This window comes from Actinoplanes sp. NPDC004185 (assembly GCF_053603475.1).
In genome coordinates, this window is the sequence record NZ_JBSGFR010000082.1 from 1 (window position 1) to 23956 (window position 23956).

Sequence of the window (23956 nt, forward strand, 5' to 3'; positions counted from 1 at the left end):
CGCGGCGCGCCCGGCCAAAAAAAAACACACAATGGGGGGGGGACCCCCGCGCGCCCCCACCCCCCCGCCCACCATGACCTGCCTGTGGACCCTTCCGACGGCAAGCTGACACACCATCGAAGAGAGCGTTATCTGTGCATCAAATGCACACTTGGACACGCACGGAACGATCACACGTGCGGATGTCCCCCGGCTGTCCGGCACCGGCCGGGAACCCGGACGGTCGATGCCGGACAGCCGTTCCGTCGCCCGCCCGACGACCCGGGGCGCAACCGGTTCGTCCCTCGCGGCGCACGGCGGAGGTCTGGTTCACACCCCGGCCAGCACGGCCTCCACGTCCACCCAGGACGACGCGGCGGCCGAGCGCTCCACCGCGTCGAGGACGAGCTGCACCTGCAACGCGTCGGCGAACGAGGGCGTCGGGTCCTGTCCGGTGGCGATCGCCTCGATCAGGTCCCGCATCTCGTGGGTGAAGGTGTGCTCGTAACCGATCGGGTGACCCGCCGGCCACCACGCCGCCATGTACGGGTGGTCCGGCTCGGTCACCAGGATCCGGCTGAAGCCCTGCTCCGCACTGGGCAGCGCGGCGTCGTAGAACTGCAGCTCGTTCATCCGCTCGAAGTCGAACACCAGCGAACCCAGCGAGCCGTTCAGCTCCACCCGCAGCCCGTTCTTGCGGCCGGTGGCGAAGCGGGTCGCCTCGTACGTGGCCACCGCTCCCCCGTCCAGCCGGGCCAGGAACAGCGCCGCGTCATCCACGGTCACCTGACCGCGGCCCGAACTGCCGTTGCCCTCCGCCGACAGCCCGGCCGCCGCGGTGGGCAGCGGCCGCTCCTTCACGAAGGTCTCGGTCAGCGCGCTCACCCCGGTGATCGACTGGCCGGTGACGTACTGGGTCAGGTCGACGATGTGGGCGCCGATGTCGCCCAGCGCGCCCGAGCCGGCCACGTCCCGGCGCAGCCGCCACACCAGCGGGAACTCCGGGTCGACGATCCAGTCCTGCAGATAGACCGCCCGCACGTGACGGATGGTGCCGATCCGGCCGTCGGCCACGAGCTGCCGCATCAGCGCCACCGCCGGGACCCGGCGATAGTTGAACGCGCACATCGCCCGTACCCCCCGGGTCTGGGCCTGGGCCGCGGCCGCGGCCATCTCGCGGGCCTCGGCCACCGAGTTGGCCAGCGGTTTCTCGCACAGCACGTGCTTGCCCGCGGCCAGCGCGGCCAGCGCGATCTCGCGGTGGGTGTCGCCCGGCGTGCAGATGTCGACCAGGTCGATGTCGTCACGTTCGACGACCGCACGCCAGTCGGTGGCGTGCCCCTCCCAGCCGAGCTTGGCCGCCGCGGCCGCGACCTTGTCCTCGTCGCGGCCGCAGACGACCGACATCCGTGCCGACAGCGGCAGGTCGAAGGCGTGGTTCACGGTGCGCCATGCCTGTGAATGCGCGGCGCCCATGAACGCGTACCCGACCATGCCGACCCGCAGCTGCCCCATGTGATCTCCTTCTACGCCGAAGTGGACGGACCGCTCAGAAGCCGAGCTTGGCGTACTGGGCGGCGTTCTCCTTGGTGATCGTCTCGGAGGCGAGGGTGATCTCCTTGGGGACCTGCAGCTCCACCAGGTCCGACATGCCCTTGTTCTGGCCGATCAACCGGGCCAGCGAGATCGCCGACGAGGCCATCGACGGGCTGTAGGTCACCGTCGCCTTGAGCGGGCTGTTGTCGGCCGCGATCGCGTCCATGGCCGCCTTCGAGCCGGCGCCGCCGACCATGAAGAACTCCTTGCGGCTGGCCTGGTTGATCGCCGCCAGCACGCCGATGCCCTGGTCGTCGTCGTGATTCCAGACAGCGTCCATCTTGGGCAGCGCCTGGAGCAGGTCGGTCGCGGCCCGCTGGCCGCCGTCGGCGGTGAAGTCCGCCGGGCGCCGGTTGGCGACCTTGAACCCGAAGGTGGCCAGCGCCTCGACGAAGCCCTTCGACCGCTCCTGGGTCAGCTCCAGCGAGTCGATGCCGGGAATCTCCCCGATGATCGGGTTGGTGACGCCCTTGGCCTTGAGCTGCTGGCCGATGTAGGTGCCGGCGGCGATGCCCATGCCGAAGTTGTCGCCCTTGATCTGCAGCCGGTACGCGGCCCGGTCCGGGAAGGCCCGGTCCAGGTTGACCACGGGGATGCCGGCCTTCATCGCTTCCAGGCCGGTGGCGTTGAGCTCCTTGCCGTCGTGCGGCAGCATCACCAGGACGTTCGGCTTCTGCGCGATCAGCGTGGCCAGCGCCGCCCGCTGGGCCGCGGCGTCCGCACCGGCCTCGACGGCGCGCAGCTCCACGTCCTTGTACGCCTGCGCCTGGGCCTTGGCGTTGTTGGTGATGGCCGCGATCCAGCCGTGGTCGGCGGCCGGCGCGGAGAAGCCGATGACCACCTTGGTGCCCGGGGCGGCGTTCGGGTTGGAGTCCTCGTTACCGGTGTTGACCTGGGTGTTCTCCTGCGGCGTGTTGCTGGTGCAGGCGGTGAGCAGGGCGCCGGCGCCGACCGCGGCGCCACCGAAGAGGATGCGGCGGCGGGACAAGTTCGACATGTTTTCTCCAGGGGTGACCGGGCGGCCGTCACCGGTCGCCGTGGGGTTTGTGGGGTAGGTCAGCTCTTGGTACGACCCAGGAGTTGAGTGAATGACTTGTAACGGAACTGCTGGACCAGCACGGCCGCGACGATGATGCCGCCCTTGACCATGTTCTGGACCTCGGTGGGGAGGTTGTTGATCGCAAAAAGGTTGGTGATGGTGGAGAACACCAGCACGCCGAAGAGCGCGCCGATGATGGTGCCGCGGCCGCCGCTGAGCAGCGTGCCACCGATGATCGCCGCGGCGATCGCGTCCAGTTCGTACAGGTTCGCCATGGCGGCCTGGGCACTGGTCGCCTGGGACGTCAGCATGATCGCCGCGATGCCGCAGCAGAGACCGGACAACGCGTACAGCAGCAGCGTGTGGAACTTGACGTTGATGCCGGCCAGCCGGGCCGCCTCCGGGTTGCCACCGACGGCCACCGTGCGGCGGCCGAAGGTGGTGCGGTTCAGCAGCACCCAGCCCGCGGCCACGACCAGCGCCAGGATGTAGACCAGCAGCGGGATGCCGAGGAACCGGGTGCTGGCGATGTCGTTGATCGTGGTGTTGGCCGACACCTGGGTCTGCTTGCCGGAGATCTGCGCCGCCACGCCGCGGGCCGCCACCATCATGGCCAGGGTCGCGATGAAGGGCACCAGCCGCCCGTACGAGATCAGCACGCCGTTGATCAGCCCGACCACGATGCCGACCACCAGGGCGGTGAAGATCATGCCGATGGCGCCGTAGCTCTGCGTCGCCAGGGTCGTCGACCAGACGCCGGCCACCGCGATGATCGCACCCACCGACAGGTCGATGCCGCCACCGATGATCACGAACGTCATGCCGACGGTCACCACGCCGATCGCGGAGGCCTGCTGCAGGATCGTGAAGGTGTTGTTCTTGACCCAGGTGCCGTCGCCGTACAGCTCCGGCCGGGTGATGATGCCGATGATCACCAGGACCACCAGGACACCGACGAGGCCGAGATTGCGGCGCAGCGGCTCGGCGCCGTCGCCCTTGAGCCAGTTGCCCGGCGACCGCCCCTTGTCGGCGGCCGGCGGTGGCGGCTCGACCGGCGGACTCTGCGCCGGCAGGCTCGCCTTGGTCGTCTGATCGGTCATGCCGGCTCCCCTTCCATCAGAGATCCCGCCATGACGAGATCAAGAACAGTGGCTTCGTCGATCTCGCTCGCGGGCGCCTCGTGGATGAGGTGCCCCTCGCGCATGACCAGCACCCGGTCGGCCAGACCGAGCACCTCGGGGACCTCGCTGGAGACCAGCAGCACACCCACCCCACGGGCGGCAAGATCCGCAATGACCTGGTAAAGCTCGGCCCGCGCGCCGACGTCCACGCCCCGGGTCGGCTCGTCGAGCAGCAACAGCTTGGTCCCGCCGAGCAGCCACCGGCCGACGACGACCTTCTGCTGGTTGCCACCGGAGAGCGTGCGCACCGGCCGGCTCACATCCCGCGGACGCAACTCCAGCGCGTCGGCGGTCTCCGCCGAGGCGGAGCGTTCCTTGCCGACATCGGTGAAACCACCGCGGGCGTAACCGCTGAAGGTGGCCAGCGTCATGTTCCGGTAGATCGGCTCGTCCAGCAGCAGAGCCTGGCTCTTGCGCTCCTCCGGGGCCATGCCCATGCCGGCCCGGACCGCGCCCCCGATCGACGTGATCCGCTTACCGTTGAGCGTGACAGTGCCGCTGTCCGCCCGCCGCGCCCCGAAGATCGTCTCGAGCAGCTCCGAACGCCCCGACCCGACCAGCCCGGCGATCCCGACGATCTCCCCCGCCTTGACGGTCAGCGACGCGTCGGCGAACTCACCGGCCCGGGTCAGCCCCTCCACCTGCAACAGCGGCGTGGTGCCGGTCTTGACCTCGCGCGGCGGGAAGACGTACTCGATGGTCCGCCCGGTCATCCGGCTGACCAGCTCCCGCGTCGGCGTGCTGCGGGCGGGCAGATTGGCGGCGGTGGTACGGCCGTCCTTGAGCACGGTGACCCGGTCGCCGATGTCGCGGATCTCCTCCAGCCGGTGCGAGATGTAGATGACGGCGATGCCCTGCGCGGTCAGCTCGCGGATGATCCGGAAGAGGTTCTCGACCTCGTCATGAGCAAGCACAGCGCTGGGCTCGTCCATGACGATCAGCCGGGCGTCGTGCGAGAGCGCACGGGCCATGCTGACGATCTGCTTGCCGGCCGCGGGCAGCGACCGGACCAGGCGGCGCGGAGAGATGTGATCGTGGCCGAGCCGGGCCAGAATCTGCTTCGTCCGGTGCGCGGTGGAACCCCGCCGCAGGAAACCGGCGCGGCTCTCCTCGTGACCCAGGAAGGCGTTCTCCGCGACGGAAAGGTCGTCGACGAGGTCGAGCTCCTGGTAGATGGTGGCGATCCCGGCCCGCATGGCGGCCTGCGGACTGGCCGGGGCGAACGGCTCCCCCAGCCAGGTGATGCTGCCCTCGTCGGCGTGGTGCACCCCGGCGAGCACCTTGATGAGGGTGGACTTGCCGGCGCCGTTCTGGCCGAGCAGGCAGTGGACCTCACCGGCCCGGACCTCGAGCTGGACGCCGTCGAGGGCGCGGACGCCGGGGAAGGTCTTGACCACGCCGTCCAGGCGGAGGACGACCTCGCCGATGCCGTCGCGCTGCCCGGTGCCGGCCGGGCTTCCCGGGGCGGCCGGGCTTCCGGTCGCTGGCCTTTCGGTCGCCGTGTTTCCGGCGGGCGTGCTTCCGGCGGCCGTGTTTCGGGTCTCGGCGCTTTCGGTGGCGTTGCTTGCGTTGGCCGGACTTCCGGTGGCCGGTGTCTCTGGCGCCGGAACTGCGGTGGGCCGGTCGTCGCGGGCCGGTTCGGAGGCGGTCATGACGCCTGCTCGAAGGCCGTGTCGCTGGCCAGGACGGCCGCGCCGCTGACGCCCGCGCGGGCGCCGAGCTCGCTGAGCACCACCGGAAGATTGCCGGTGGCCAGCGGCAGCGAGCGCCGGTAGACCACGCTGCGGATCTCGGCGAGCAGGATGTGGCCGAGCTGGGCGAGCCCGCCCCCGATGACGATCATCGACGGGTTCGCGAAGCTCACCAGCGTGGCCAGCGTCGCACCGACCCGGCGACCACCGTCGCGGATCAGCCGGATACAGGTGACGTCGCCCTCCGCGGCACCGTCGGCCACATCCCGGGCGCCGATCTCACCGTTCATTGAGAGCCGCTCGGCCAGCGCCGGGGACTCACCGCTGCGGGCCGCCGCACCGGCATCGCGGGCCAGGGCGGCACCGCTGAACAACGCTTCGAGGCAACCGGCGTTGCCGCAGGAACACATCGGCCCGTGCGCGTCGACCTGGATGTGGCCGATGTCGCCCGCGCAGCCGTCGACACCCCGGTAGACACCGCCGCCGAGGTGGATGCCGCAGCCTATGCCCGTACCGATCTTGACGAAGAGGAAGTCGTCCACAGAGTGGGCGACCCCGCCGTGCCGCTCCCCGATGGCCATGATGTTGACGTCGTTGTCCACGACGGCCGGGCACCCGTGCTCGCGGGCGAGCAGCTCACGGACCGGGTAGCGGTCCCAGCCGGGCATGATCGGCGGCGACACCGGCACCCCGTCCCGGAAACTCACCGGCCCGGGCACCCCGATGCCGACGGCATCGAGCCGATCGAAAGCGCCGTCGGTGCGGGCCTTGGCGAGCAGCTCGTTGACCCGGTGCAGGATGACCTTCGGCCCGGACCGGATGTCAGCGCTCTCGCGGTACGCCGCGACGGGCTCGAGCCGCCCGTTGGTGACCTCGACATCGATGGAGCTGGCGCCGAGATCAACAGCGGCGAACCGAAGTCGCGGCTGCAACTCGACCAGAGTGGAACGCCGGCCACCCCGCGAAGCGGCCATCCCGGCCTCCGCGATGTAGCCCGCGGCGACGAGCCGCTCCACCTCGGCGAGCAGTCGGGGACGGGTCAGATCGAGCCGATCACCGAGCTCGGCCCGAGAGATCGGACCCTCGTCCCGCAACAAGCGCAACAAGCGCAAATGGGGGGCGTCGACGACATGCACGGGCACCTCCGGCCGTTCACACCGCCGAAACGGGACGGTGTCACGACCGTCACACTAGGGCCCTTCCGGTGGGCTCGTCCATACCTTCTCGATGATCACCACAAACTTTTGTCGCCTGATTCAAAAGTAACTGCATCCACCGCCCTGGACAGTAAGCCATCCGGAGCGTGCCCGTCGACGCACAGAACGCTGCCTCGACGCCGCGGGATGAGGGGGTCTTGGGTGGGCAAGGACGAGACCCTGGCATGCGGGCCGGCCGGGCGTGAGACCCGAGGCGCGGGACCCGAGGCGCGGGACCCGAGGCGCGGGACCCGAGGCGCGGGACCCGAGGCGCCTATGCAGACGCGAGATCCGAGACGCGGAACCCCAAGCTCGGGACCCGAGGCGCGGGACCCGAGGCCGCCGGACCGAAGACGCGGGACCCGAAGTACAGGCAGGGCGCGGACCCGTGGCGCGGCAGGAGGCGGAACCCAGGCGCGGGCAGGACGCGGGACCCAGGCACGGGGCTCGAGGCACGACGCGATGCATGAAAGCGCGGCCCAGACGCTGGACACGGAGGATGCGCGGGACGCGAGCCCAACGCGGACGATTCGCGGCTGGCCCGTTTGGCACGCAAGGAATCGCGGCAAGCACGTGCGGGTCCGACGGACCAGTGCAAAGGCGGGGTCTGCGCACCAGCCCTCTCACGACCCGTCCCCACCAGCGCCCCCTGGATCTCAGAAATTGGCCGCTATAAGGGCCAATCACTACCAAGACCTGGAACCACAGTGACCCACGGCGTGTGAGACGAGCGCCGGTGGGAGGAGGTAGGGATCCGGCACGTCCGGTGCTCGGCTACGAAGCGCCGGGCCGACCGGCCTCGGAGTGAGGACGGCTGGCATCATCCGACCAGCTACGACATCCAGCGACTGACTGCATCCCGGACAGGCCGACGGCCGCGCACCCGGGATCGGGGTCGCGGCCGTCGGTTCGGCGTAAGGGCGAAGGTCAGTTGGTGCTCAGACCCTTTTCGCTGCCCTTCTTGAGCTTGCGGTCGTCGCGGAGCTGGAGGAAGGGTTCGTCGTCGGCCGGGTGGCCTGCGGCGATCGCCCGGCCTCGTTCGAGTTCGGCGTCCAGTTCGGCGCCCAGCATGATGGCGATGTTCGAGATCCACAGCCAGACCAGGAAGGCGATCACGCCGCCCAGGGTGCCGTACGTCTTGTTGTAGTTGGCGAAGTTCGCCAGGTACAGGGCGAAGGCTCCGGAGGCGATCAGCCAGATCACGACGGCGAAGATGCCGCCGGGGCTGACCCAGCGGAAGCCGCCGGTCTTCGCGTTCGGGGACGCCCAGTAGAGGATCGCGAACATCAGGCTGACCAGGATGATCAGGACGGGCCACTTGGCGATGTTCCAGGTGGTCACGGCGGCCGAACCCAGGCCGATGGTGTCGCCGACCGCCTGGGCCAGGTCGCCGGTGAAGACCACGATGACGGCCGACAGGATCAGCATCAGGCCGACGATCGCGGTGACGCCGAGGCGGATCGGCAGGGTCTTCCAGATCGGGCGGCCCTCGGGGACGTCGTAGATCGCGTTCGAGGCGCGCATGAACGCACCGATGTAGCCGGACGCCGACCAGAACGCCGTCGCGATACCGAGGATCGCGGCGAAGCCGGCCGTGCCCGGGTCGGAGACCTGGTTCAGCACCTGGTCCAGGAGGTCCTTGATCTGGGTCGGCGCGATCTCGCTGACGGTGTCCTGCACCGTCTTCTGGCCGTTGTCGCTGAGCATGCCCAGGATCGACACCAGCACCAGCACGCCGGGGAAGATGGACAGGACGCCGTAGTAGGTCAGCGCCGCGGCCCAGTCCGTGACGTTGTCCTCGGAGAACTGCTTGAAGGTGCGCTTGAGCGCCGCGAAGATGCCCTTGCCCTTGAGCTTCGCCGGGTTGTCGGGGCCCTCGTCGGGGCTCGGAGCCGACAGGTCGTTGTCCCTGTCCTCCCCCGTCTTGGTCGTCGCGACGTCGTGGCGGGCTCTGTCTTCGGCCTCGCTCTTCGTGTCGTTGTCTTTGTGAAGCTTCATGACGGGTCCCTCCGGGCGCTGCGGCAGTGTCCGTTCGGTCGGCTTCCGCCCTCGTGCCCCGGAGACACACCGCGCACGAAAGACGACCTCAGCTGGGGTGTTGCCCGGTGTTATGCCCGTCTAATCACCTGATCTCAGCCACCTTTCAGCTTCCGGCCCGGCTACCGGCAGAGCAGCTTGCCCATCCGGCGGCCCGCCACGGCCAGGCCGAGCGCGAACAGGGCCAGCAGATAGAGCACGTCGAGCGCCTGCAGCCAGCCGACCTCGCCGGTGGTGATGGCGCGGATCAGGTCGACCGAGCGGTACAGCGGGGTCACCTCGACAACCCAGCGCAGCACCGCCGGATAGGCCTGCGCCGGGACGAACGTGCCGGAGAACAGGAACAGCGCGAACTGGACCGACGCCACCAGGTCGAAGTCCTGCCAGCTGCGCATGAACGTGGACAGCGCCATCCCCGTGCCGCCGAACGCGAAGCCGACCAGCACAGCCGCCCCGAACGCGGCCACCGCCAGGCCCGGCGTGGTCAGGCCCATCGCCACCATGACCACCAGGAACGCCGCGGCGTAGATGTTGCCGCGGATCATCGCCCAGGCCAGCTCGCCCAGCGCGATCTCGATCGGCCGTAGCGGGGTGGCCAGCATCCCGTCGTACAGCTTCATGAATTTCATCTTGCCGAAGAAGTTGAAGGTCGTCTCCGACAGCGCCCCGCTCATCGACGACGACGCCAGCATGGCCGGGGCGACGAACGCCGCATAACCGATCACCCGGCCGTCGGGCAGGGTCAGGTCGCCGACCAGCGCGCCCACTCCGACGCCGATCGAGAACAGGTAGAGGATCGGCTCGATGAAGCCCGAGGCCATCACCAGCCAGTACGACGGTTGCAGCGTCGTCACGTTGCGCTCGACCACGGACGCCGAACGCCGGCCGGCGCCCTCGAACGAGATCAGCCGCGGCAGGACCAGAGTCAGCATGTCAGCCCCTCACACCACGAGCCGGCGGCGGAACGCCCGGTAGGCCAGCAGCCAGCCGGCACCCGCCCACAGGGCCAGATAGAGCACGTGCCCGACCGGCGACCAGGCCGGAGCGACACCCAGCGTGGCGGCCCGGCTCAGGTCGACGCCGTGCCACAGGGGCAACGCGTACGCGATCCAGCGCAGCAGCCCGGGCAGCGACTCGACCGGGAAGAACACGCCGGAGAACAGCGACATCGGGATCACCCCGAGCCGGAACAGCACCGCCAGGTAACTGTCGATGCGGACCGTCGCCGCGTAAGCGAACGCGGGGGTGGCCACGGCCAGGCCGACCAGCGCGGCGATCGGCAGCGTCAGCAGCGCCCACCAGGAATGCATCGTGCCGAATGCCGTGGCGATGGCCAGGAACGCCGCGCAGCTGATCAGCGTGCGGAAGACGACGAAGGCGAGATGCCCGTCGAGGATGTCGGCGACGCGCAGCGGGGCGGCCGCCTGACCGAAGTAGATCCGCTGCCACTCGAAGCCGCCCAGCACCGGCCAGGTCGAGTCGCCGATCGCCACCTGCATGGCGGTGGAGGCGATCAGGCCCGGCACCATCCAGTCCAGGTAGGGCACTCCCTCGACGCCGCCGGTGACGTACGCGCCGACGCCGACCCCGAAGCCCAGCATGGTGAGCAGCGGCAGCACGAAGGAGGACAGCACGCTGGACCGCCAGATGCGGCGATAGCTGACGAGGTGATACTCCAGGACGTAGCGGGTCATCTCAGTCCACCAGCGTCCGGCCGGTGAGGTGCAGGAAGACGTCCTCCAGGCTGCTGCGGCGCACCAGCACGCTGGCCGGGCTCAGCGCCCGGCGCTGCACCTCGGCCACGGCGTCGTCGCCGTAGGTCACGTAGAGCAGGATGCGGTCGGGCAGGACCTCCAGCCGCCGGCCGACCCCGGCCAGCTTGTCCGCGAAGACCTCCTGGGACTCGGCGTTGAACCGCAGCTCGACGACCTCGCGGGTCGAATACTGCTCGATCAGGTCGCGCGGGGAACCCTCGGCCACGATCTTGCCGCCGTCCATCACCACCAGGCGGTCGCAGAGCTGCTCGGCCTCGTCCATGTAGTGGGTGGTGAGCACCAGCGTCACGCCCTGCTGCTTGAGCCGGAACAGCCGCTCCCACACCAGGTGGCGGGCCTGCGGGTCGAGGCCGGTGGTGGGCTCGTCGAGCAAGACGATCTCGGGCTCGTTGACCAGCGCCCGGGCGATCGTCAGCCGGCGTTTCATGCCGCCGGACAGCGGCTCGACCTTGCTGTCGGCCCGCTCGGTGAGCTGGACGAAGTCGAGCAGCTCGGCGGCCCGGGCCCGGGCCACCTTGCGCGGGATGCCGAAGAAGCGGGCGTACGTGGTCAGGTTTTCCCGGACGGTCAGCTCGAGATCGAGGTTGTCGAGCTGGGGGCAGACGCCGAGGCGGGCCCGGATCGCCGGGCCGTCGCGCCGCGGGTCCATGTCGAGGATGCGCAGCACACCGTCGGTCGGCGGGGAGACACAGCCGATCATGCGCATGGTGGAGCTCTTGCCCGCGCCGTTGGGACCGAGGAAGCCGAACGCCTCCCCCCGGCGCACGTCGACATCGATGCCGTCGACCGCGGTGAACCCCTCGAACCTCTTGACCAGCCCGCGGGCGTGAATGAGCGTCACCCGGCCGACCCTAGTGAAGGGGTCCGACAAAATCAGAGCGACGGGGTGGTCGCGTCCCGCGCCGAACCGACGAGCTGGTCGGTGACCTCGATGATCGGCTCGGCGTCCACGGCCGTCCGGGCGTCGTACCGCACCGCCCAGCTCAGCCCGTCCACCCCGCTCACCCGGCGGCCGACCACCCGGACCCCGCCGTTGGGCGGCAGCGGGTGGTGCGACGTGTACGCCACCGAGCGGGTCACCCGGGTGCGCACCTGATCCGGCAGCTCACCGGGCTCCAGCAGCAGGAAACCCCGCACCGGCGCGTCGATCTGCACCGTGTATCCGTCCCGCTCCTGAGCCACCTCGGCCGGGGTGATCAGCAGCTCGCGCCCCGACCAGGCCACCTTGTGGATCTCGTGCCAGCCGAGCCGCTCGCCACCGGGCAGCCACAGGCCGCGGTTGGTCGCGACCAGCACCTGCTCACCACCCGGGTCACCGACGAAGGCCCACGCCAGGACGCGTTCCTCCGCCTCGAGGGCCGGCCGCAGCGCGGCGGGGAGCTTCGGACGCCGACGAAAGAGACTCACAATCCACCTGCCGCCTGGTCGCGCAAGGCGCGAGCGTGCTGTTCGAGCGAGAAGAGCTCTCCGGCGAGAGCCAGATACTCGTCCTTGTGCGCGACCGGATTGATCCGCTGCACCTTGGACTTCAGTTCCTTGATCCGGGTGGTGACCGCGCCGACCTGCAACCGGGCCAGCGTCACCTGCACGTACCGCAGATCGGCCTCGCCGTCGACGTGCAGCGGCACCACCGCCAGCTCGCCGACCAGGGCCTTGCCGCCCAGGTCGTCGCACAGGTCGCGGACCGCCTCGATCCAGCCGGCGCCGCCGGTGGCCGACGCGGTGCCCCCGGCCGCCGCGATCGCCTTGCGGATGCCCTGGAACACCGGGTCGCCGTAACACTCCGGGCCGAGCGCGTCGAACATCGGGCCGGCGAGCACCGGACACTGCAGGGCCAGCTTCAGGGCCTCGCGTTCCACCAGGCGCTGCGGGCTGTCGGCCGGCTTGCGCGGGGTGGGCGCACCGGACTGCTCCGGCGACGATGCCGCGGCCACGGCCCGCTGCACCGGCTCCAGATCCATCCCGAGGTCACCGGCGAGCTTGCGGGCGTACTCGGGACGCTTCTCCCGGTCCTTGATCTTGGCCACCAGGGGCGCGGCCCGGCGCATCGCCTCGACCCGGCCCTCGACCGTGTCGAGGTCGAAGCGGGACAGGGTCTGCCGCAGCGCGAAGTCGACCAGCGGCTCCCGGCTCGCGATCATGTCGCGGACGGCCAGGTCGCCGCGGGCCAGCCGCAGCTCGCACGGGTCCATGTTGTCCGGGCTGACGGCGATGAAGGTGCGCCCGACGAAACGCTGGTCCTCCTCGAACGCCCGCAGCGCCGCCTTCTGCCCGGCCGCATCCCCGTCGAACGTGTAGATGATCTCGCCGGTGAAGCTGTCGCTGTCCATCAGCAGCCGCCGCAGCACGCCGATGTGGTCGATGCCGAAGGCGGTGCCGCAGGTGGCCACGGCGGTCGGCTCGCCGGCCTCGTGGCAGGCCATCACGTCGGTGTAGCCCTCGACGATGACCGCACGGCCCTGCTTGGCCATCTCCCGCTTGGCGTGGTCGATGCCGTAGAGCACGTGGGACTTCTTGTAGAGCGGCGACTCCGGGGTGTTCAGGTATTTCGGGCCGTCGTCGTCGTCGAACAGCTTGCGCGCGCCGAAGCCGATCACGTCGCCGGTCAGGTCCCGGATCGGCCAGAGCAGGCGGCGGCGGAACCGGTCGATGAGCGAGCCGGAACGGGCCGGCTTGGCCAGCCCGCCGACGGTCAGCTCCTCGGCGGTGAACCCCTTCTGCCGCAGGTGCTTGGCGAGCAGGTCCCAGCCGTCGGGGGCGAAGCCGCAGCCGTACTTCTCGGCGGCGTCGCGGCCGAAGCCACGCTGAGCCAGGAACTCCCGGGCCTTGCGGGCGCCGGGGGTGCTGAGCTGCTCGGCGTAGAACGCGGCGGCGGCGGCGTGCGCGGCGATCAGGCGCTGCTTCTGGCCGGGCTGCGGGCGCGGGCCCTCGCTCTTGAACCCGGACTCGTCGTAGCGCAGCTGGATGCCGGCCCGGCCGGCCAGCCGCTCGACGGACTCGAGGAAGGTCAGGTGCTCGGCGTCCATCAGGAACTTGATGGCGTCGCCGCCGGCCCCGCAGCCATGACAAAAATAGACATTTCGGGCAGGCGACACCGTGAACGACGGGGTCTTCTCGTCGTGGAAGGGGCACAGCCCCTTGAGGTTGCCGCCGCCCGCCGAGCGCAGCGTCACTGTCTCGTTGATGATGTCCGCTATCGAGGTCCGGTCGCGGACCAACGCGATGTCCTCGTCCTTGACCCTGCCCGCCACGGCTCCATACTGCCTCGCGTCACCGGCCCGCTGCCATCAGGGTCCGGTGCCAGGCGACGGCCGCCGGGTCGGTCAGCGACGCGACCTGGTCGACGACCACCCGCAGCCGGGCCGCGTCCGTCCCCGCGGCCTTCCACAGCTCGGCGAACATCGGGTCGAGGTGGTCCGGGGCCCGCTCGCCCAGCACGGCGACCAGCTCGACGAGGATCTCGCGCTGGCGTTCGTACCAGTCCTCGGCCGCGCGGGCGCGCATCACGTACCGCAACGCCATGCCCTTCAGCAGGGCGCACTGGTTACGGACCGTGCGCGGCACGACCAGGTCGACGTCGTAGCGGCGGACCGGGCGGGAGCCGTGCCGGCTGTTCGTCGCGCCGACCGCCGAGGAGACGAAGCGGCCGGTCAGCACGCTGGTCATCCGTTTGAGGGCGACCTGGGACCGGTAGCCGCCGTCGTAGCCGGCGACGGCGGTCACGACCTCGTCGGCGAGCAGCAGCCGCAGCGCCTCACCCAGGGCTTCGGGGGTCTCGTCCGAATAGGTGGCGGCCACGTCGGCGCACAGCTCGGCGCGTTCGCCGGCGTCGTGCAGCAGCGGGGCGAGCGACAGGTAGCGGCCGTGCACGCCGTCCTCGACGTCGTGCACGGAGTAGGCCACGTCGTCCGCCCAGTCCATGACCTGGGCCTCCAGGCACTGTCGTTCGCCGTCCGGGGCGGAGCTGCGGATCCAGTCGAAGACCGGGCGGTCGTCGTCGTACACCCCGAACTTGCGCCGGCCGGGCCGGCGCGGCCAGGGATATTTGCAGCTCGCGTCGAGCGAGGCGCGGGTCAGGTTGAGGCCGGCGCCGTCGACTTTGGCCTCCAGCCGGGTGAGCACGCGCAGGGTCTGCGCATTGCCCTCGAAGCCGCCGCAGGCCTCGGCGGCCTCGTTGAGCGCGGCCTCGCCGTTGTGCCCGAAGGGCGGGTGCCCGATGTCGTGGGCCAGCCCGGCCACGTCCACCACATCCGGGTCGCAGCCGAGCCGGGCGCCCATCTCGCGGGAGATCTGAGCGACCTCCAGCGAGTGGGTGAGCCGGGTACGCAGGAAGTCGTCGGAGCCGGCCGTGTGCACCTGGGTCTTGGCGGCGAGCCGGCGGAAACCGGCCGAGTGCAGGACGCGGGCCCGGTCGCGCTCGTACTGGGTGCGCCCGTAGCCACTGTCCTTGGCGGGCTCGCGCACCCAGCGGTGGGCATCGCCGTCCGTCATGTCCCCACCCTAAGGCGTCCGTCCCGTCGGCCGATGCGATTGGTGTGGAGTCCGATTCGCACACCAGGTCCCGGTTCACCATCGTCGCGCGGCTGATCCTGATGGCCGGGATAGGCGTCGCCTCGGTGGCGCTGGTCGGTCTCACCGCGGAGTGGGGATCGGCGAACCAGGCCGACGCCACCAACGAGATCGCGGCGATCAGTGACGGCATGAGCAGCCAGTGGAACGCGGACATGATGCACGACGGCCTGCGCGCCGACGTCATGTCGGCGCTCTACGCGACCACGCCGGCCCAGCGTGAGGCCTATGCCGTGGCGGAGGTCGGCGAGCACGCGACGACGCTGGTGACCAAGTACGACGCGGCCTCGACGCAGGCGCCCGACCGGCTGACCGCCGAGTACGCCCGGGTCCGCCCGGCCGTGGTGGCGTACGGGGAGTCGGCCAAGAGCCTGGTCGCGCTGGCCGAGCGCGACCACGCCGCGGCCGTCGCCCAGCTGCCGCGGTTCCTGGAGAGTTTCGGGCAGCTGGAGGAGGGGCTCGGCACCATCGACGACGACATGCTGCAGGCAGTGCAGGATGCAGCGAGGGCGGGCGACGACTCCGGCCGTACCAGTGGCTGGCTCATCATGACCGCCGGCCTGGCCGGCGTGCTGCTCACCGCGGCGGCCGCGATGTTCACCGTGCGGGCCGTGCGCCGTCCGCTGCGTCAGATGGTCACCGCACTGCGGGCGGCCGCCGGCCGCGACCTGACCGTCGAGGTGGAGGTCGTGCGCCGCGACGAGCTGGGCGAGATGGCCGAGGCCTTGAACCGGGCGCTGCGCGCGATCCGGTCCACCGTGGCCGCCACGGCGGCCAGCGCCGGGGCGCTCACCTCGGCCAGCGGGGACCTGCGCGACCTGGCCGGTCAGCTCGACGCTTCGGCCGAGCAGACCTCGGGGCAGGCCCGCAACGCGGACAACGCCGCCCGACAGGTGTCACATTCCGTCACCGACATGATGGCGGCGACCGAGGAGCTGTCCGCCTCCATCCGCGAGATCGCCCGGCAGACCGGCGACGCCGCCACCACCACGGCCGCCGCCAGCGAGAACGCCACCACCACGACCGCACTGGTGGCCACGCTCAGCGACGCCAGCCGGGAGATCGGCGACATCGTCCGGCTGATCACCGCCATCGCCGAGCAGACCAATCTGCTGGCGCTGAACGCCACCATCGAGGCCGCCCGGGCCGGCGACGCCGGCAAGGGCTTCGCCGTCGTCGCCTCGGAGGTCAAGGACCTGGCCCAGGAGACCGCGCGGGCGACCAGCGACATCACTGCCAAGATCGGTGCGATCCAGGACATGACCACCCGTACGGCCGGAGCCATCGACACCATCGCCGGAGTCATCACCCGGATCGACGACGGCCAGCGGACCATCGCCGCAGCGGTGGAGGAGCAGTCCGCGACCACCGAGCTGATGGCCCGCAACGTCAGTGAGGTCTCCACCGCGGCCACCGAGATCAGTGGCACGGTCACGAACATCACCGCGTCCACCGGGGCGACCGCCGACGGGGCCAACACCACCCGGCGCTCGGCCGAGCGGGTCAGCGCCGCCGCCGGCGAGATCCAGGGACTGATCGCTCAGTTCACGTACTAGCCGGCTTGCGCGAGGAGAGCACGCAGAACTCGTTGCCCTCCGGGTCGGCCAGCACCACCCAGCTCACCTCGTGCTGGCCGATGTCGACCGGCCGGGCGCCCATGTCGACCAGGCGCTCGACCTCGGCCTCCTGGTCGTCCGGCCGCAGGTCCAGGTGCAGGCGGTTCTTGCCCTTCTTGGCTTCGGGCACCGGCGTGAACAGCAGGCCGGGCATGGTCTCCGGGGTGCGCCGGATCTCCACCTCGCCGGGCTCCTCGTGCACGATCTGGTAACCGAGAGCTTCCGCCCACCAGCGGGCCAGCCGGGCGGGATCCTCCGCGTCGACAACGACCTGCTCCCACTGACTGGGCATCGGCACTCCTTCACGTGACGCCATCGAAAGTGGCGATGATGTTACGCGCACGCGTCCGCGCGGCCACGATCGGAACAACGCACCGCCCGTGCGACCCCCTGCCGAACGGCGGCCGAGACTCCACTGAAAGGTCGATGCCTGGTCGGCCGGAGGAGAGCCCACCGTGAACGCACTGCGCCGCCTGCTCACCAACCTGGCCGAGTCCGGGCGTACCGGGGCCCTGCACGTCGGCGGTGCCCCCGGCGGGGTGATCTACCTGGTCGCCGGCCGGATCACCCATGCCGAGTCGGCGGCCTGCCCGGGCATCGGCGAGCGGCTGGTCACCTCCGGACGGCTGGCCGCGGCGACGTGGCAGTCCGCGTACGCGGCCGGCCGCCGCACCGGGACCGTCGGCCGGGCGCTCGTGCGCGACGGTCACCTCGGCCACCACGAGCTGGCCTGCCGGGTCGTCGCCGCGATCACCGCGGCCACCCACGCGCTGCTGCAGGGCAGTGACCGGGCGCCCATGCGGTTCGTGCCGGGCGAGCGGCACTGGTTCGGCGCGGTGGCCCCGATCGAGCTCGGCTCGCTCGGTACGCAGGCCGCCAAGCGGCTCTACACCCGGCCCGCGCCGCACCGGCTGCGGCCCGCCCGGCGGACCCGCCCCCGCGTGACAACAACAAGATGAACGCCGATGGCGATGACGCACACCGGGTGCGACCGCCGCTGCCGGGGTGGCCGCAGGATGGCCCATTGTGACGGCGCGGACGACAAGATCCGGGCCGGCCACACCCAGCACCACCCCGGCCGGCCGCGGCAACGAAGCCCGGCAGTCCCGCCAGCGGCCGGGCACGGCGAACGGCGGGAACATCACTCGGCTGAGGAGAGATGTGCCCGGGGTTGAGAACTGCCTGCAGGAGGCCATGGCGATACCGGGCGCGATCGGCGCCAGCATCGTCGACTACACCACCGGCTTCCCGGTCGCGACGACCGGAGCCGCACCCAACTCCGACCACGACGCAGCGGCGGCGGGCACGGCGGACGTCGTGCAGGCCGCCCAGAGCAGATCGCTGTTCGTCTCGGCGGTACCGCACGACCTGCTCGAGGACCTGATCATCACGACCGCGGGGGGCTACCACCTGCTGCGGCTCGTCCAGACCGATTTCGACAGCCGGCTGGTGCTCTACGTGTGGCTGGACCGGATCCGCGGCAACCTCGCCGTGGCCCGGCGGCGCATGCAGACCCTCGCCGATGAACTCGTGACGACCTGATGTCGCGCACCGACCCGGTGAGAAGGAGTGACGGTGAAGCCCTCGAAGACCGCTGCGCCCGGGCGCCTGCTCACGCAGGCAGCGGGCGAGCGGCAGACCGGCGCACTCGTGGTCGGCGGCCACCCCGGCGGCACGGTCTACCTCATCGAGGGTCAGGTCAGCTACGCCGAGTCGGCGGCCGCGCCGGGCGTCGGCGAGCTCCTGACCGCCTCCGGCCGGCTGGCCGCGCGTACCTGGCAGGCCGCGCTGGACGCCGGCACCTCCCGCGCACAGGTCGGGCGGCTGCTGCTCGACCAGGGCCACCTGACCCAGGGCGAGCTGGAGCTGTGCGTGCTGGGCGCGACCTACGACGCGGCCTACTTCGCGCTGTCCCCCGCCTCGGCGCCGGTCGACTTCCTGGACGGGGCCGCGCACTGGCTGGGTCCGATCGTGCGGGTCGATCCGGCGGCGGTCGCCCGCGAGGCCCGCCGGCGCGCGCGGCTGCTGGACGAGATCTACCCGCATCCGCAGCTCGACACGGCGGCGGTCATCCCGGTGCCGCGCCCGCCGGTCGAACGGGTGACGCTCACCGCGGCGCAGTGGGAACTGCTGGTGCACGCCGACGGCCAGCGCACCCCGGCGGACCTGGCCCAGCTGCTGGGCCGGGCCGGCTACGCGACGATCCAGGAGCTGCGCCGGCTGGCGGCACTCGGCCTGATCGAGCGGCCCGAGGTCCGCGGGCCGGACACCGACAAACCCGATTTCGTACGGCTGCCACGCGCGCGCGGGACCGCTGTGGACGTACACCGGCCGGTGCTGTCGTCCGCGGACAGTCCGACCGTACCCATCGTCACCGGGCCGCGACCGGCTCCGGCCTCGGGCGATCCGCCCGGCCCGTCCCTGGGGACCGGCCCGGCCGCGACGCCCGGACCGGACCGGCCACCGCGGCTGGCCCGCCGCAAACCCGGGGCGAAGCTGCCCAAAGACGTCGCCGCGGACACCGGCCACCTGCACACCGGCACCGACGAGGTGCTGCTGAAACGGATCCGCACCGCGCTGCGGGCCCTGCGATGACCCGGGCCCCTCCCCCACCGGTACGGCCCGACCAGGAAGGAGAGACCCAGGATGACGGTGGATCCCGCGGTACTGACGGAACTCGGCAATCTGCGCTCCCGGTTGCCTGAGCTCTCCGGCAGTGTCCTCGCCACCGCCGACGGCATGGTGGTCGCGCACGACGCGCACGGCATCGAACCGGACAGCCTCGCCGCCCTGGCCGCCGCCCACCTGGCCCTCGCCCGGCGCTTCGCGCACGCCGTCAACCACGGTGAGCTGCGCGAGTCGGTGGTGGAATGCGACGGCGGCTACATCACCTCGTACACCGCGGGCCCGAACGCCCTGCTGACCCTCGTCACGTCCGGCAACGCCAACCTTGCCATGGTGCACCTCGAGGCGCGCCGGGCCGTACGGCGACTGGTGAAGATCCTCGTCCTGGAGGCGCCGGCCCCGCAGCGCCCCGAGATCCCGACGCAGATGGGGCCGTCCACACCGCTGGCCCGGCGTACGCCGATGGCCACCCTGCAGAGCACCTTCCGCGGCCGGCAAGCCGGCTGACCACCCTTACGAAAGAGGAAACAACCATGGCTGACATGGACACCGCACTGAAAGAGATCATGGACATCGACGGCGCTGTCGGTGTCGCGCTGGTCGACCACACCAGCGGCATGGCCCTGGGCACCGTCGGCGGCGGCAAGGAGCTCGACCTGACGGTCGCGGCGGCCGGCAACACCGACGTGGTCCGGGCCAAGCTGCGGGCGATGGAGATGCTCAACATCACCGAGAAGATCGAGGACATCCTCATCACGCTGGACAGCCAGTACCACCTGATCCGGCCGCTGACCAGCCGTTCGGGCAAGGGCCTGTTCTTGTACGTGGCCCTGCGCCGGGACCGCTCCAACCTGGCGATGGCCCGCCACCAGCTCAAGCGCATCGAGAACGACCTCGACGTCTGAGCCGGTCACGGACACGGGGAGGGCGCCGGGCGTCCTCCCCGTTCGTCGTGCCGGACGGCGGTCAGCCGTTGGCGTTGTCGTCCGGGCCGGTGTTGGTGCCGATCGCGACCACCTCGGGCACCGCTTCGCGGGTCACCTCGGACTTGAGCAGCTTGCGCTTGGTCTCGCGGCCGTCGACCAGGGTCACCTCGTACGTCTTGGTCCGTACCCCGTCGATACCGGCGGTGCGCGGTTCGCGGGTGCCCTTGGGCAGCCAGTTGTCCTTGACCGTGCGCGACTTGAACTTGATCGGCTCGGTCTCGGTGACCTTGCGCTTGCTGATCCCGGGCGACTTCCCGGCCACCGGGGCCGGGGCCGAGGCCGAGGCGACCGCCGGGGCGGAGGCGGCCGGCTGGCGTTCCGGGGTGGCCGCGGGCGGGGCCGAGTCGCCGCCGGCGGCACCGATCACCGCCAGTACGGCAGCCACGGGCACCACCACGGCCGCGACGACAATGCCGGCCTTCTGGGCGGGGCCGAGCCGGGTCCAGGTCTGAAATTTCACTCGCACAGTCTGGGCGTCCGGTTCCCGCCCGGAATCAGCCATTCGGGCGTTCCGGGCGGGCCAGGGGGCTACTGCCCGGCTCTGCGGTACCGGTCGGCGATGGCCCGGCAGGCCGCTTTGAGGTCGTCCGGTTCGACGACGGTCAGGTCGGCGTCGAAGGTGGCGAGCAGGCCGGCGATCCCGGCCCAGGACCAGGCGCCCAGCGTGAGACGGGTACGGGCCGGCTCGACGTACTCGATGACCGACCCACCGGGCGCCCAGCGGGCCACCACCTCCGCGGGCAGTTCAATGAGCACGACGCCGAGGCACTGCCAGCGGGCCGGGGTGTCACCGCGGTCGTAAGTGCGCATGACGTAGCGGGCCACACTGCGCTCGGGCAGCTCCCGGCGCCGGAACGGGATCCCGGTCGCGGCCTGCGGGTGGATCCGGTCGACGCGCAGGACGGTCCAGCGTTCGCCGGCCGGCTCGTAGGCGACGAGATACCAGCGGCCGGCCCAGGTGACCAGGTGGTGCGGCTCGACCCGCCGGGCGGGCGCGAAGCCCGGTTCGCCCGGCTGCAGGCGGTGCCCGTCGGCGGTGAGGTACTCGAAGTACAGCAGCTGGCCGGCCCGGACCGCGTACCCGACAGCCTTGAGCGTGTCCGAGGCGATCGGCGGGGCGGCGAAGTCCCAGGCATTACGGATGGCCGTCAGGTGCATCGCCTCGGCCTCGGCGCGCACGTGCGCCGGCATGACGTTCTTGATGGCGGTCAGGGCGCGGGCCACGGCGTCGTCGATGCCGGTCACACTGGCCGGCGCCGTCTGCAGGGCGACCGCGACGGCGATGGCCTGCTCGTCGTCGAGCAGAAGCGGCGGCAGCTTGCGGCCCGGGCCGAGCTGGTAGCCACCGTCGGGGCCCTCGACCGCGGACACGGGATAGCCCAGCTCACGCAGGTAGCGGCCATTCGGTGTCCGCTACCGCTGCCACGATGCGGTCATGAACCGATCCGGATCCCGTATCGACCATCTCAACCTCGCCGTGCCGGACCTGGCCGCGGCCGTGGCCTTCTACGAGCCCGTGCTGGCCAGCATCGGCATCACCAAGATGCTGCAGATCCCGCCGAACGCGACGCCGAACCAGCCGACCGCCATGACCGGCTTCGGGCTGGCCGACGTCAAGCCGTACTTCTGGCTCATCGACGGCGGCACGGTCGGGACGAACATGCACCTGGCCTTCACCGTCGACACCCGCGAGGACGTGACCACCTTCTACCGGGCGGCGCTGGCCGCCGGTGCGTCATCGCTGCTGGCGCCGGACGTGCGTCCCGAATACCACGCCGACTACTACGGCGGTTTCGTGCTCGATCCGCACGGCATCAACCTGGAGGCCGTCTGCCACCACGGGTGAGCGTCAGCCGCCGCTGTTCTCCATCTCGGCGCCTTCCGGGACGGTGTCGTCGTCGCGGCTGTCCAGCCAGCCGTACGGCAGCGACACCTTGCCCGGGGCGTTGATCCGGCCGCGGGGCTGGCCCAGCGACTCCCGGGGGAACGGCTCCTCGTGGTCGAGCTTGGCCAGCAGGTCGTCGAGCTCGGCCAGCGACTTGACCATCGCCAGCGAGCGGCGCAGGTCCCCGCCGACCGGGAAGCCCTTCAGATACCAGGCCACGTGCTTGCGGAAGTCGGCGCAGCCGTGCCGCTCGTCCTCCAGCGCCTCGACCAGCAGGTGCGCGTGCCGGGACATGATCGCCGCGACCTCGCCCAGCTTGGGCAGCTCCTGCGACACCTCACCGTTGAACGCCGCCTGCAGGTCCTTGAACAGCCACGGCCGGCCCAGGCAGCCGCGGCCCACGACGACGCCGTCGACGCCGGTCTGCTCGACCATGCGGATCGCGTCCGAAGCCTCCCAGATGTCGCCGTTGCCCAGCACCGGCACGTCGAGCGCCTGCTTGAGGGTGGCGATCGCGTCCCAGTCGGCGGTGCCCGAGTAGCGCTGCTCCGCCGTACGGGCGTGCAGCGCGACCGCCGCCACGCCGGCCTCCTGCGCGATCAGCCCGGCCTCGACGTAGGTCAGGTGGTCCTCGTCGATGCCCTTGCGCATCTTGATCGTCAGCGGGATGCCGGCCGGGGCGGCCGCGTCGACGGCCTGCTTGACCAGGCGGCCGAACAGCTTGCGCCGCCAGGGCAGGGCGCTGCCGCCGCCGCGGCGGGTGACCTTGGGCACCGGGCAGCCGAAGTTGAGGTCGATGTGGTCGGCCAGGCCCTCCTCGGCGACCATCCGCACGGCCGCGGCGGTCACGTCCGGGTCCACGCCGTAGAGCTGCAGGCTGCGGAAGTCCTCGTCCGGGCCGAAGGCGATCATCTTGAGCGTCTTGGGGATCCGCTCGACCAGCGCCCGGGTGGTGATCATCTCGCAGACGTAGACGCCGCCGCCCTGCTCGCGGCAGAGCTTACGGAACGCGACGTTGGTGATGCCGGCCATCGGCGCGAGCACGACCGGCGGCCACACCTGGTGCTTGCCCAGGGTCAGCGGAGCGGCGGAAAGAGCGAGAGTCACGTCATCGAGCATGGCACACGACCATCTGGCAGAGTCAAAACGTGGACGTGGAACAGAGCCCCCGGCGGCTGGTCGCCGTCTTCTCCTCGCCGGTCGCCGAGGTGCTGCTGCGGTTCGGCATCGAGCTGGGTTTCCAGTCGATCCTGGTCGAGCCGGACCCGACCCGGCTGCTCGGCCCGCCGCGGCCGCACGGCGACACGTACGTGGCCGACCTGGCCGGGGCCGGCATCGACGAGCACACCGACGTGGTGCTGACCGATCACCACCGGCCGGAGATCGGCGCCGTGCTCAAGGAGGTGCTGGCCGGCGAGCCGCGCTGGGTGGGCATCATGGGCAACCCCAAACACGAGGGCCCGCACATCGCGGCGCTGAAAGAGCTGGGGGTCGGCGACGAGGACATCGCCCGGGTGCACCGCCCGATCGGGTTGAACATCGGCAGCCGTACCCCGGCCGAGATCGCCGTGGCCACCCTGGCCGGCCTGATCGCCGACCGCAACGACCGACCGGGCGGTTTCGCCTTCTAGATGTAGTGCCCATGACCGTTGTTGAGTACGGCGTGGCGGCTTGGAATGTGAGAAGACCTCCGGCGAGGTGGGAGTTGCGACGCTTCCACCGAGACCGGAGGTCTTCATGGCCCACCGTAATGCCCGGCTGACCCTGCATGGCAGACGCCT

General features: G+C 70.9%; 24 protein-coding genes. 8 read left to right on the top strand and 16 right to left on the bottom strand.

The window, feature by feature from the left end:
• Positions 1–309: 309 nt before the first annotated feature.
• From ACWEOZ_RS42320 to ACWEOZ_RS42375, 12 genes are all read right to left on the bottom strand, one after another.
• Entirely contained in the window at positions 310–1494 is a 1185-nt protein-coding gene (locus ACWEOZ_RS42320; RefSeq protein ID WP_360548712.1) for a Gfo/Idh/MocA family protein, read from the bottom strand.
• Positions 1495–1528: 34 nt separating this feature from the next.
• Positions 1529–2572 carry a substrate-binding domain-containing protein gene (locus ACWEOZ_RS42325; protein WP_451916319.1) on the bottom strand — a complete coding sequence of 348 codons (1044 nt, stop codon included), beginning with the start codon at positions 2570–2572 and terminating at the stop codon, positions 1529–1531.
• 59 nt (positions 2573–2631) lie between these two features.
• Positions 2632–3714, bottom strand: coding sequence for an ABC transporter permease (locus tag ACWEOZ_RS42330; RefSeq protein WP_451916320.1), 1083 nt, complete (start codon positions 3712–3714; stop codon positions 2632–2634).
• Positions 3711–5447, bottom strand: coding sequence for an ATP-binding cassette domain-containing protein (locus ACWEOZ_RS42335; RefSeq protein ID WP_451916321.1), 1737 nt, complete (start codon positions 5445–5447; stop codon positions 3711–3713). Before ACWEOZ_RS42335 ends, ACWEOZ_RS42330 begins: the two co-directional genes overlap by 4 nt.
• Entirely contained in the window at positions 5444–6622 is a 1179-nt protein-coding gene (locus ACWEOZ_RS42340) for an ROK family protein (protein ID WP_451916322.1), read from the bottom strand. The genes ACWEOZ_RS42335 and ACWEOZ_RS42340 overlap by 4 nt, the downstream gene beginning before the upstream one ends.
• Before the next feature lie 987 nt (positions 6623–7609).
• Positions 7610–8680 carry a YihY/virulence factor BrkB family protein gene (locus ACWEOZ_RS42345; protein ID WP_451916323.1) on the bottom strand — a complete coding sequence of 357 codons (1071 nt, stop codon included), beginning with the start codon at positions 8678–8680 and terminating at the stop codon, positions 7610–7612.
• A gap of 161 nt (positions 8681–8841) precedes the next feature.
• The gene (locus ACWEOZ_RS42350; RefSeq protein ID WP_451916324.1) at positions 8842–9651 is read right to left on the bottom strand and encodes an ABC transporter permease; all 810 of its coding nucleotides are present in this window, start codon (positions 9649–9651) and stop codon (positions 8842–8844) included.
• A gap of 9 nt (positions 9652–9660) precedes the next feature.
• Positions 9661–10413 (bottom strand): ABC transporter permease, encoded by a 753-nt coding sequence (locus tag ACWEOZ_RS42355; RefSeq protein ID WP_451916325.1) that lies wholly within the window; start codon positions 10411–10413, stop codon positions 9661–9663.
• 1 nt (position 10414) lies between these two features.
• Complete coding sequence (locus ACWEOZ_RS42360) at positions 10415–11335, bottom strand: ABC transporter ATP-binding protein (protein ID WP_451916326.1); 921 nt, start codon at positions 11333–11335, stop codon at positions 10415–10417.
• Positions 11336–11367: 32 nt separating this feature from the next.
• Positions 11368–11901 (bottom strand): hypothetical protein, encoded by a 534-nt coding sequence (locus ACWEOZ_RS42365; RefSeq protein ID WP_451916327.1) that lies wholly within the window; start codon positions 11899–11901, stop codon positions 11368–11370.
• The gene (gene dnaG, locus ACWEOZ_RS42370; protein WP_451916328.1) at positions 11898–13745 is read right to left on the bottom strand and encodes a DNA primase; all 1848 of its coding nucleotides are present in this window, start codon (positions 13743–13745) and stop codon (positions 11898–11900) included. Before dnaG ends, ACWEOZ_RS42365 begins: the two co-directional genes overlap by 4 nt.
• Before the next feature lie 19 nt (positions 13746–13764).
• Entirely contained in the window at positions 13765–14985 is a 1221-nt protein-coding gene (locus ACWEOZ_RS42375; protein ID WP_451916329.1) for a deoxyguanosinetriphosphate triphosphohydrolase, read from the bottom strand.
• A 44-nt stretch (positions 14986–15029) separates the two neighbouring features.
• Here ACWEOZ_RS42375 and ACWEOZ_RS42380 point away from each other — a divergent pair, with 44 nt between their 5' ends.
• Positions 15030–16619: a methyl-accepting chemotaxis protein gene (locus ACWEOZ_RS42380; RefSeq protein ID WP_451916330.1), complete on the top strand. Its 1590-nt coding sequence runs from the start codon at positions 15030–15032 to the stop codon at positions 16617–16619.
• On the opposite strand, the gene ACWEOZ_RS42385 is transcribed toward ACWEOZ_RS42380, so the two are convergent.
• The gene (locus ACWEOZ_RS42385; protein ID WP_451916331.1) at positions 16609–16971 is read right to left on the bottom strand and encodes a VOC family protein; all 363 of its coding nucleotides are present in this window, start codon (positions 16969–16971) and stop codon (positions 16609–16611) included. The two genes, ACWEOZ_RS42380 and ACWEOZ_RS42385, sit on opposite strands and share 11 nt — an antisense overlap.
• A gap of 163 nt (positions 16972–17134) precedes the next feature.
• Here ACWEOZ_RS42385 and ACWEOZ_RS42390 point away from each other — a divergent pair, with 163 nt between their 5' ends.
• The 5 genes from ACWEOZ_RS42390 to ACWEOZ_RS42410 all read left to right on the top strand — a co-directional run bounded on the left by ACWEOZ_RS42390 (position 17135) and on the right by ACWEOZ_RS42410 (position 20209).
• The gene (locus ACWEOZ_RS42390; protein ID WP_451916332.1) at positions 17135–17638 is read left to right on the top strand and encodes a DUF4388 domain-containing protein; all 504 of its coding nucleotides are present in this window, start codon (positions 17135–17137) and stop codon (positions 17636–17638) included.
• 202 nt (positions 17639–17840) lie between these two features.
• A complete protein-coding gene (locus ACWEOZ_RS42395; RefSeq protein ID WP_451916333.1) occupies positions 17841–18221 on the top strand; it encodes a hypothetical protein in 381 nt (126 codons plus the stop codon).
• Between the two features lie 33 nt (positions 18222–18254).
• Complete coding sequence (locus tag ACWEOZ_RS42400) at positions 18255–19274, top strand: MarR family transcriptional regulator (RefSeq protein ID WP_451916334.1); 1020 nt, start codon at positions 18255–18257, stop codon at positions 19272–19274.
• 51 nt (positions 19275–19325) lie between these two features.
• On the top strand, positions 19326–19811 hold the full coding sequence (locus tag ACWEOZ_RS42405; protein ID WP_451916335.1) for a roadblock/LC7 domain-containing protein: 486 nt from the start codon (positions 19326–19328) through the stop codon (positions 19809–19811).
• A gap of 26 nt (positions 19812–19837) precedes the next feature.
• Positions 19838–20209 carry a hypothetical protein gene (locus ACWEOZ_RS42410; protein ID WP_203771023.1) on the top strand — a complete coding sequence of 124 codons (372 nt, stop codon included), beginning with the start codon at positions 19838–19840 and terminating at the stop codon, positions 20207–20209.
• Positions 20210–20270: 61 nt separating this feature from the next.
• Here the strand turns inward: ACWEOZ_RS42410 and ACWEOZ_RS42415 are convergent, their stop codons facing one another.
• Together ACWEOZ_RS42415 and ACWEOZ_RS42420 are read right to left on the bottom strand one after the other, a co-directional pair.
• Positions 20271–20750: a G5 domain-containing protein gene (locus ACWEOZ_RS42415; RefSeq protein WP_451916336.1), complete on the bottom strand. Its 480-nt coding sequence runs from the start codon at positions 20748–20750 to the stop codon at positions 20271–20273.
• A 68-nt stretch (positions 20751–20818) separates the two neighbouring features.
• Positions 20819–21661: a helix-turn-helix transcriptional regulator gene (locus ACWEOZ_RS42420; RefSeq protein WP_451916337.1), complete on the bottom strand. Its 843-nt coding sequence runs from the start codon at positions 21659–21661 to the stop codon at positions 20819–20821.
• A 64-nt stretch (positions 21662–21725) separates the two neighbouring features.
• On the opposite strand from ACWEOZ_RS42420, the gene ACWEOZ_RS42425 reads away from it, so the two are divergent.
• Complete coding sequence (locus ACWEOZ_RS42425; RefSeq protein ID WP_451916338.1) at positions 21726–22136, top strand: VOC family protein; 411 nt, start codon at positions 21726–21728, stop codon at positions 22134–22136.
• A gap of 3 nt (positions 22137–22139) precedes the next feature.
• Here the strand turns inward: ACWEOZ_RS42425 and dusB are convergent, their stop codons facing one another.
• Positions 22140–23294 carry a tRNA dihydrouridine synthase DusB gene (dusB, locus tag ACWEOZ_RS42430; RefSeq protein ID WP_451916339.1) on the bottom strand — a complete coding sequence of 385 codons (1155 nt, stop codon included), beginning with the start codon at positions 23292–23294 and terminating at the stop codon, positions 22140–22142.
• 29 nt (positions 23295–23323) lie between these two features.
• Between dusB and ACWEOZ_RS42435 the strand changes: the two genes are divergently transcribed.
• Positions 23324–23806 carry an XdhC family protein gene (locus ACWEOZ_RS42435; RefSeq protein WP_451916340.1) on the top strand — a complete coding sequence of 161 codons (483 nt, stop codon included), beginning with the start codon at positions 23324–23326 and terminating at the stop codon, positions 23804–23806.
• The last annotated feature ends 150 nt before the right edge of the window (positions 23807–23956 follow it).

What these genes read in the sequence shown, in the direction of transcription:
- ACWEOZ_RS42355 (WP_451916325.1), bottom strand. Translation starts at nt 10,413, where the DNA reads ATGACCCGCTACGTCCTGGAGTATCACCTCGTCAGCTATCGCCGCATC.
- ACWEOZ_RS42335 (WP_451916321.1), bottom strand. Translation starts at nt 5,447, where the DNA reads ATGACCGCCTCCGAACCGGCCCGCGACGACCGGCCCACCGCAGTTCCG.
- ACWEOZ_RS42410 (WP_203771023.1), top strand. Translation starts at nt 19,838, where the DNA reads ATGGCTGACATGGACACCGCACTGAAAGAGATCATGGACATCGACGGC.
- dusB (WP_451916339.1), bottom strand. Translation starts at nt 23,294, where the DNA reads ATGCTCGATGACGTGACTCTCGCTCTTTCCGCCGCTCCGCTGACCCTG.
- ACWEOZ_RS42345 (WP_451916323.1), bottom strand. Translation starts at nt 8,680, where the DNA reads ATGAAGCTTCACAAAGACAACGACACGAAGAGCGAGGCCGAAGACAGA.
- ACWEOZ_RS42405 (WP_451916335.1), top strand. Translation starts at nt 19,326, where the DNA reads ATGACGGTGGATCCCGCGGTACTGACGGAACTCGGCAATCTGCGCTCC.
- ACWEOZ_RS42385 (WP_451916331.1), bottom strand. Translation starts at nt 16,971, where the DNA reads ATGCCCAGTCAGTGGGAGCAGGTCGTTGTCGACGCGGAGGATCCCGCC.
- ACWEOZ_RS42320 (WP_360548712.1), bottom strand. Translation starts at nt 1,494, where the DNA reads ATGGGGCAGCTGCGGGTCGGCATGGTCGGGTACGCGTTCATGGGCGCC.
- ACWEOZ_RS42330 (WP_451916320.1), bottom strand. Translation starts at nt 3,714, where the DNA reads ATGACCGATCAGACGACCAAGGCGAGCCTGCCGGCGCAGAGTCCGCCG.
- ACWEOZ_RS42325 (WP_451916319.1), bottom strand. Translation starts at nt 2,572, where the DNA reads ATGTCGAACTTGTCCCGCCGCCGCATCCTCTTCGGTGGCGCCGCGGTC.
- ACWEOZ_RS42350 (WP_451916324.1), bottom strand. Translation starts at nt 9,651, where the DNA reads ATGCTGACTCTGGTCCTGCCGCGGCTGATCTCGTTCGAGGGCGCCGGC.
- ACWEOZ_RS42425 (WP_451916338.1), top strand. Translation starts at nt 21,726, where the DNA reads ATGAACCGATCCGGATCCCGTATCGACCATCTCAACCTCGCCGTGCCG.
- ACWEOZ_RS42375 (WP_451916329.1), bottom strand. Translation starts at nt 14,985, where the DNA reads ATGACGGACGGCGATGCCCACCGCTGGGTGCGCGAGCCCGCCAAGGAC.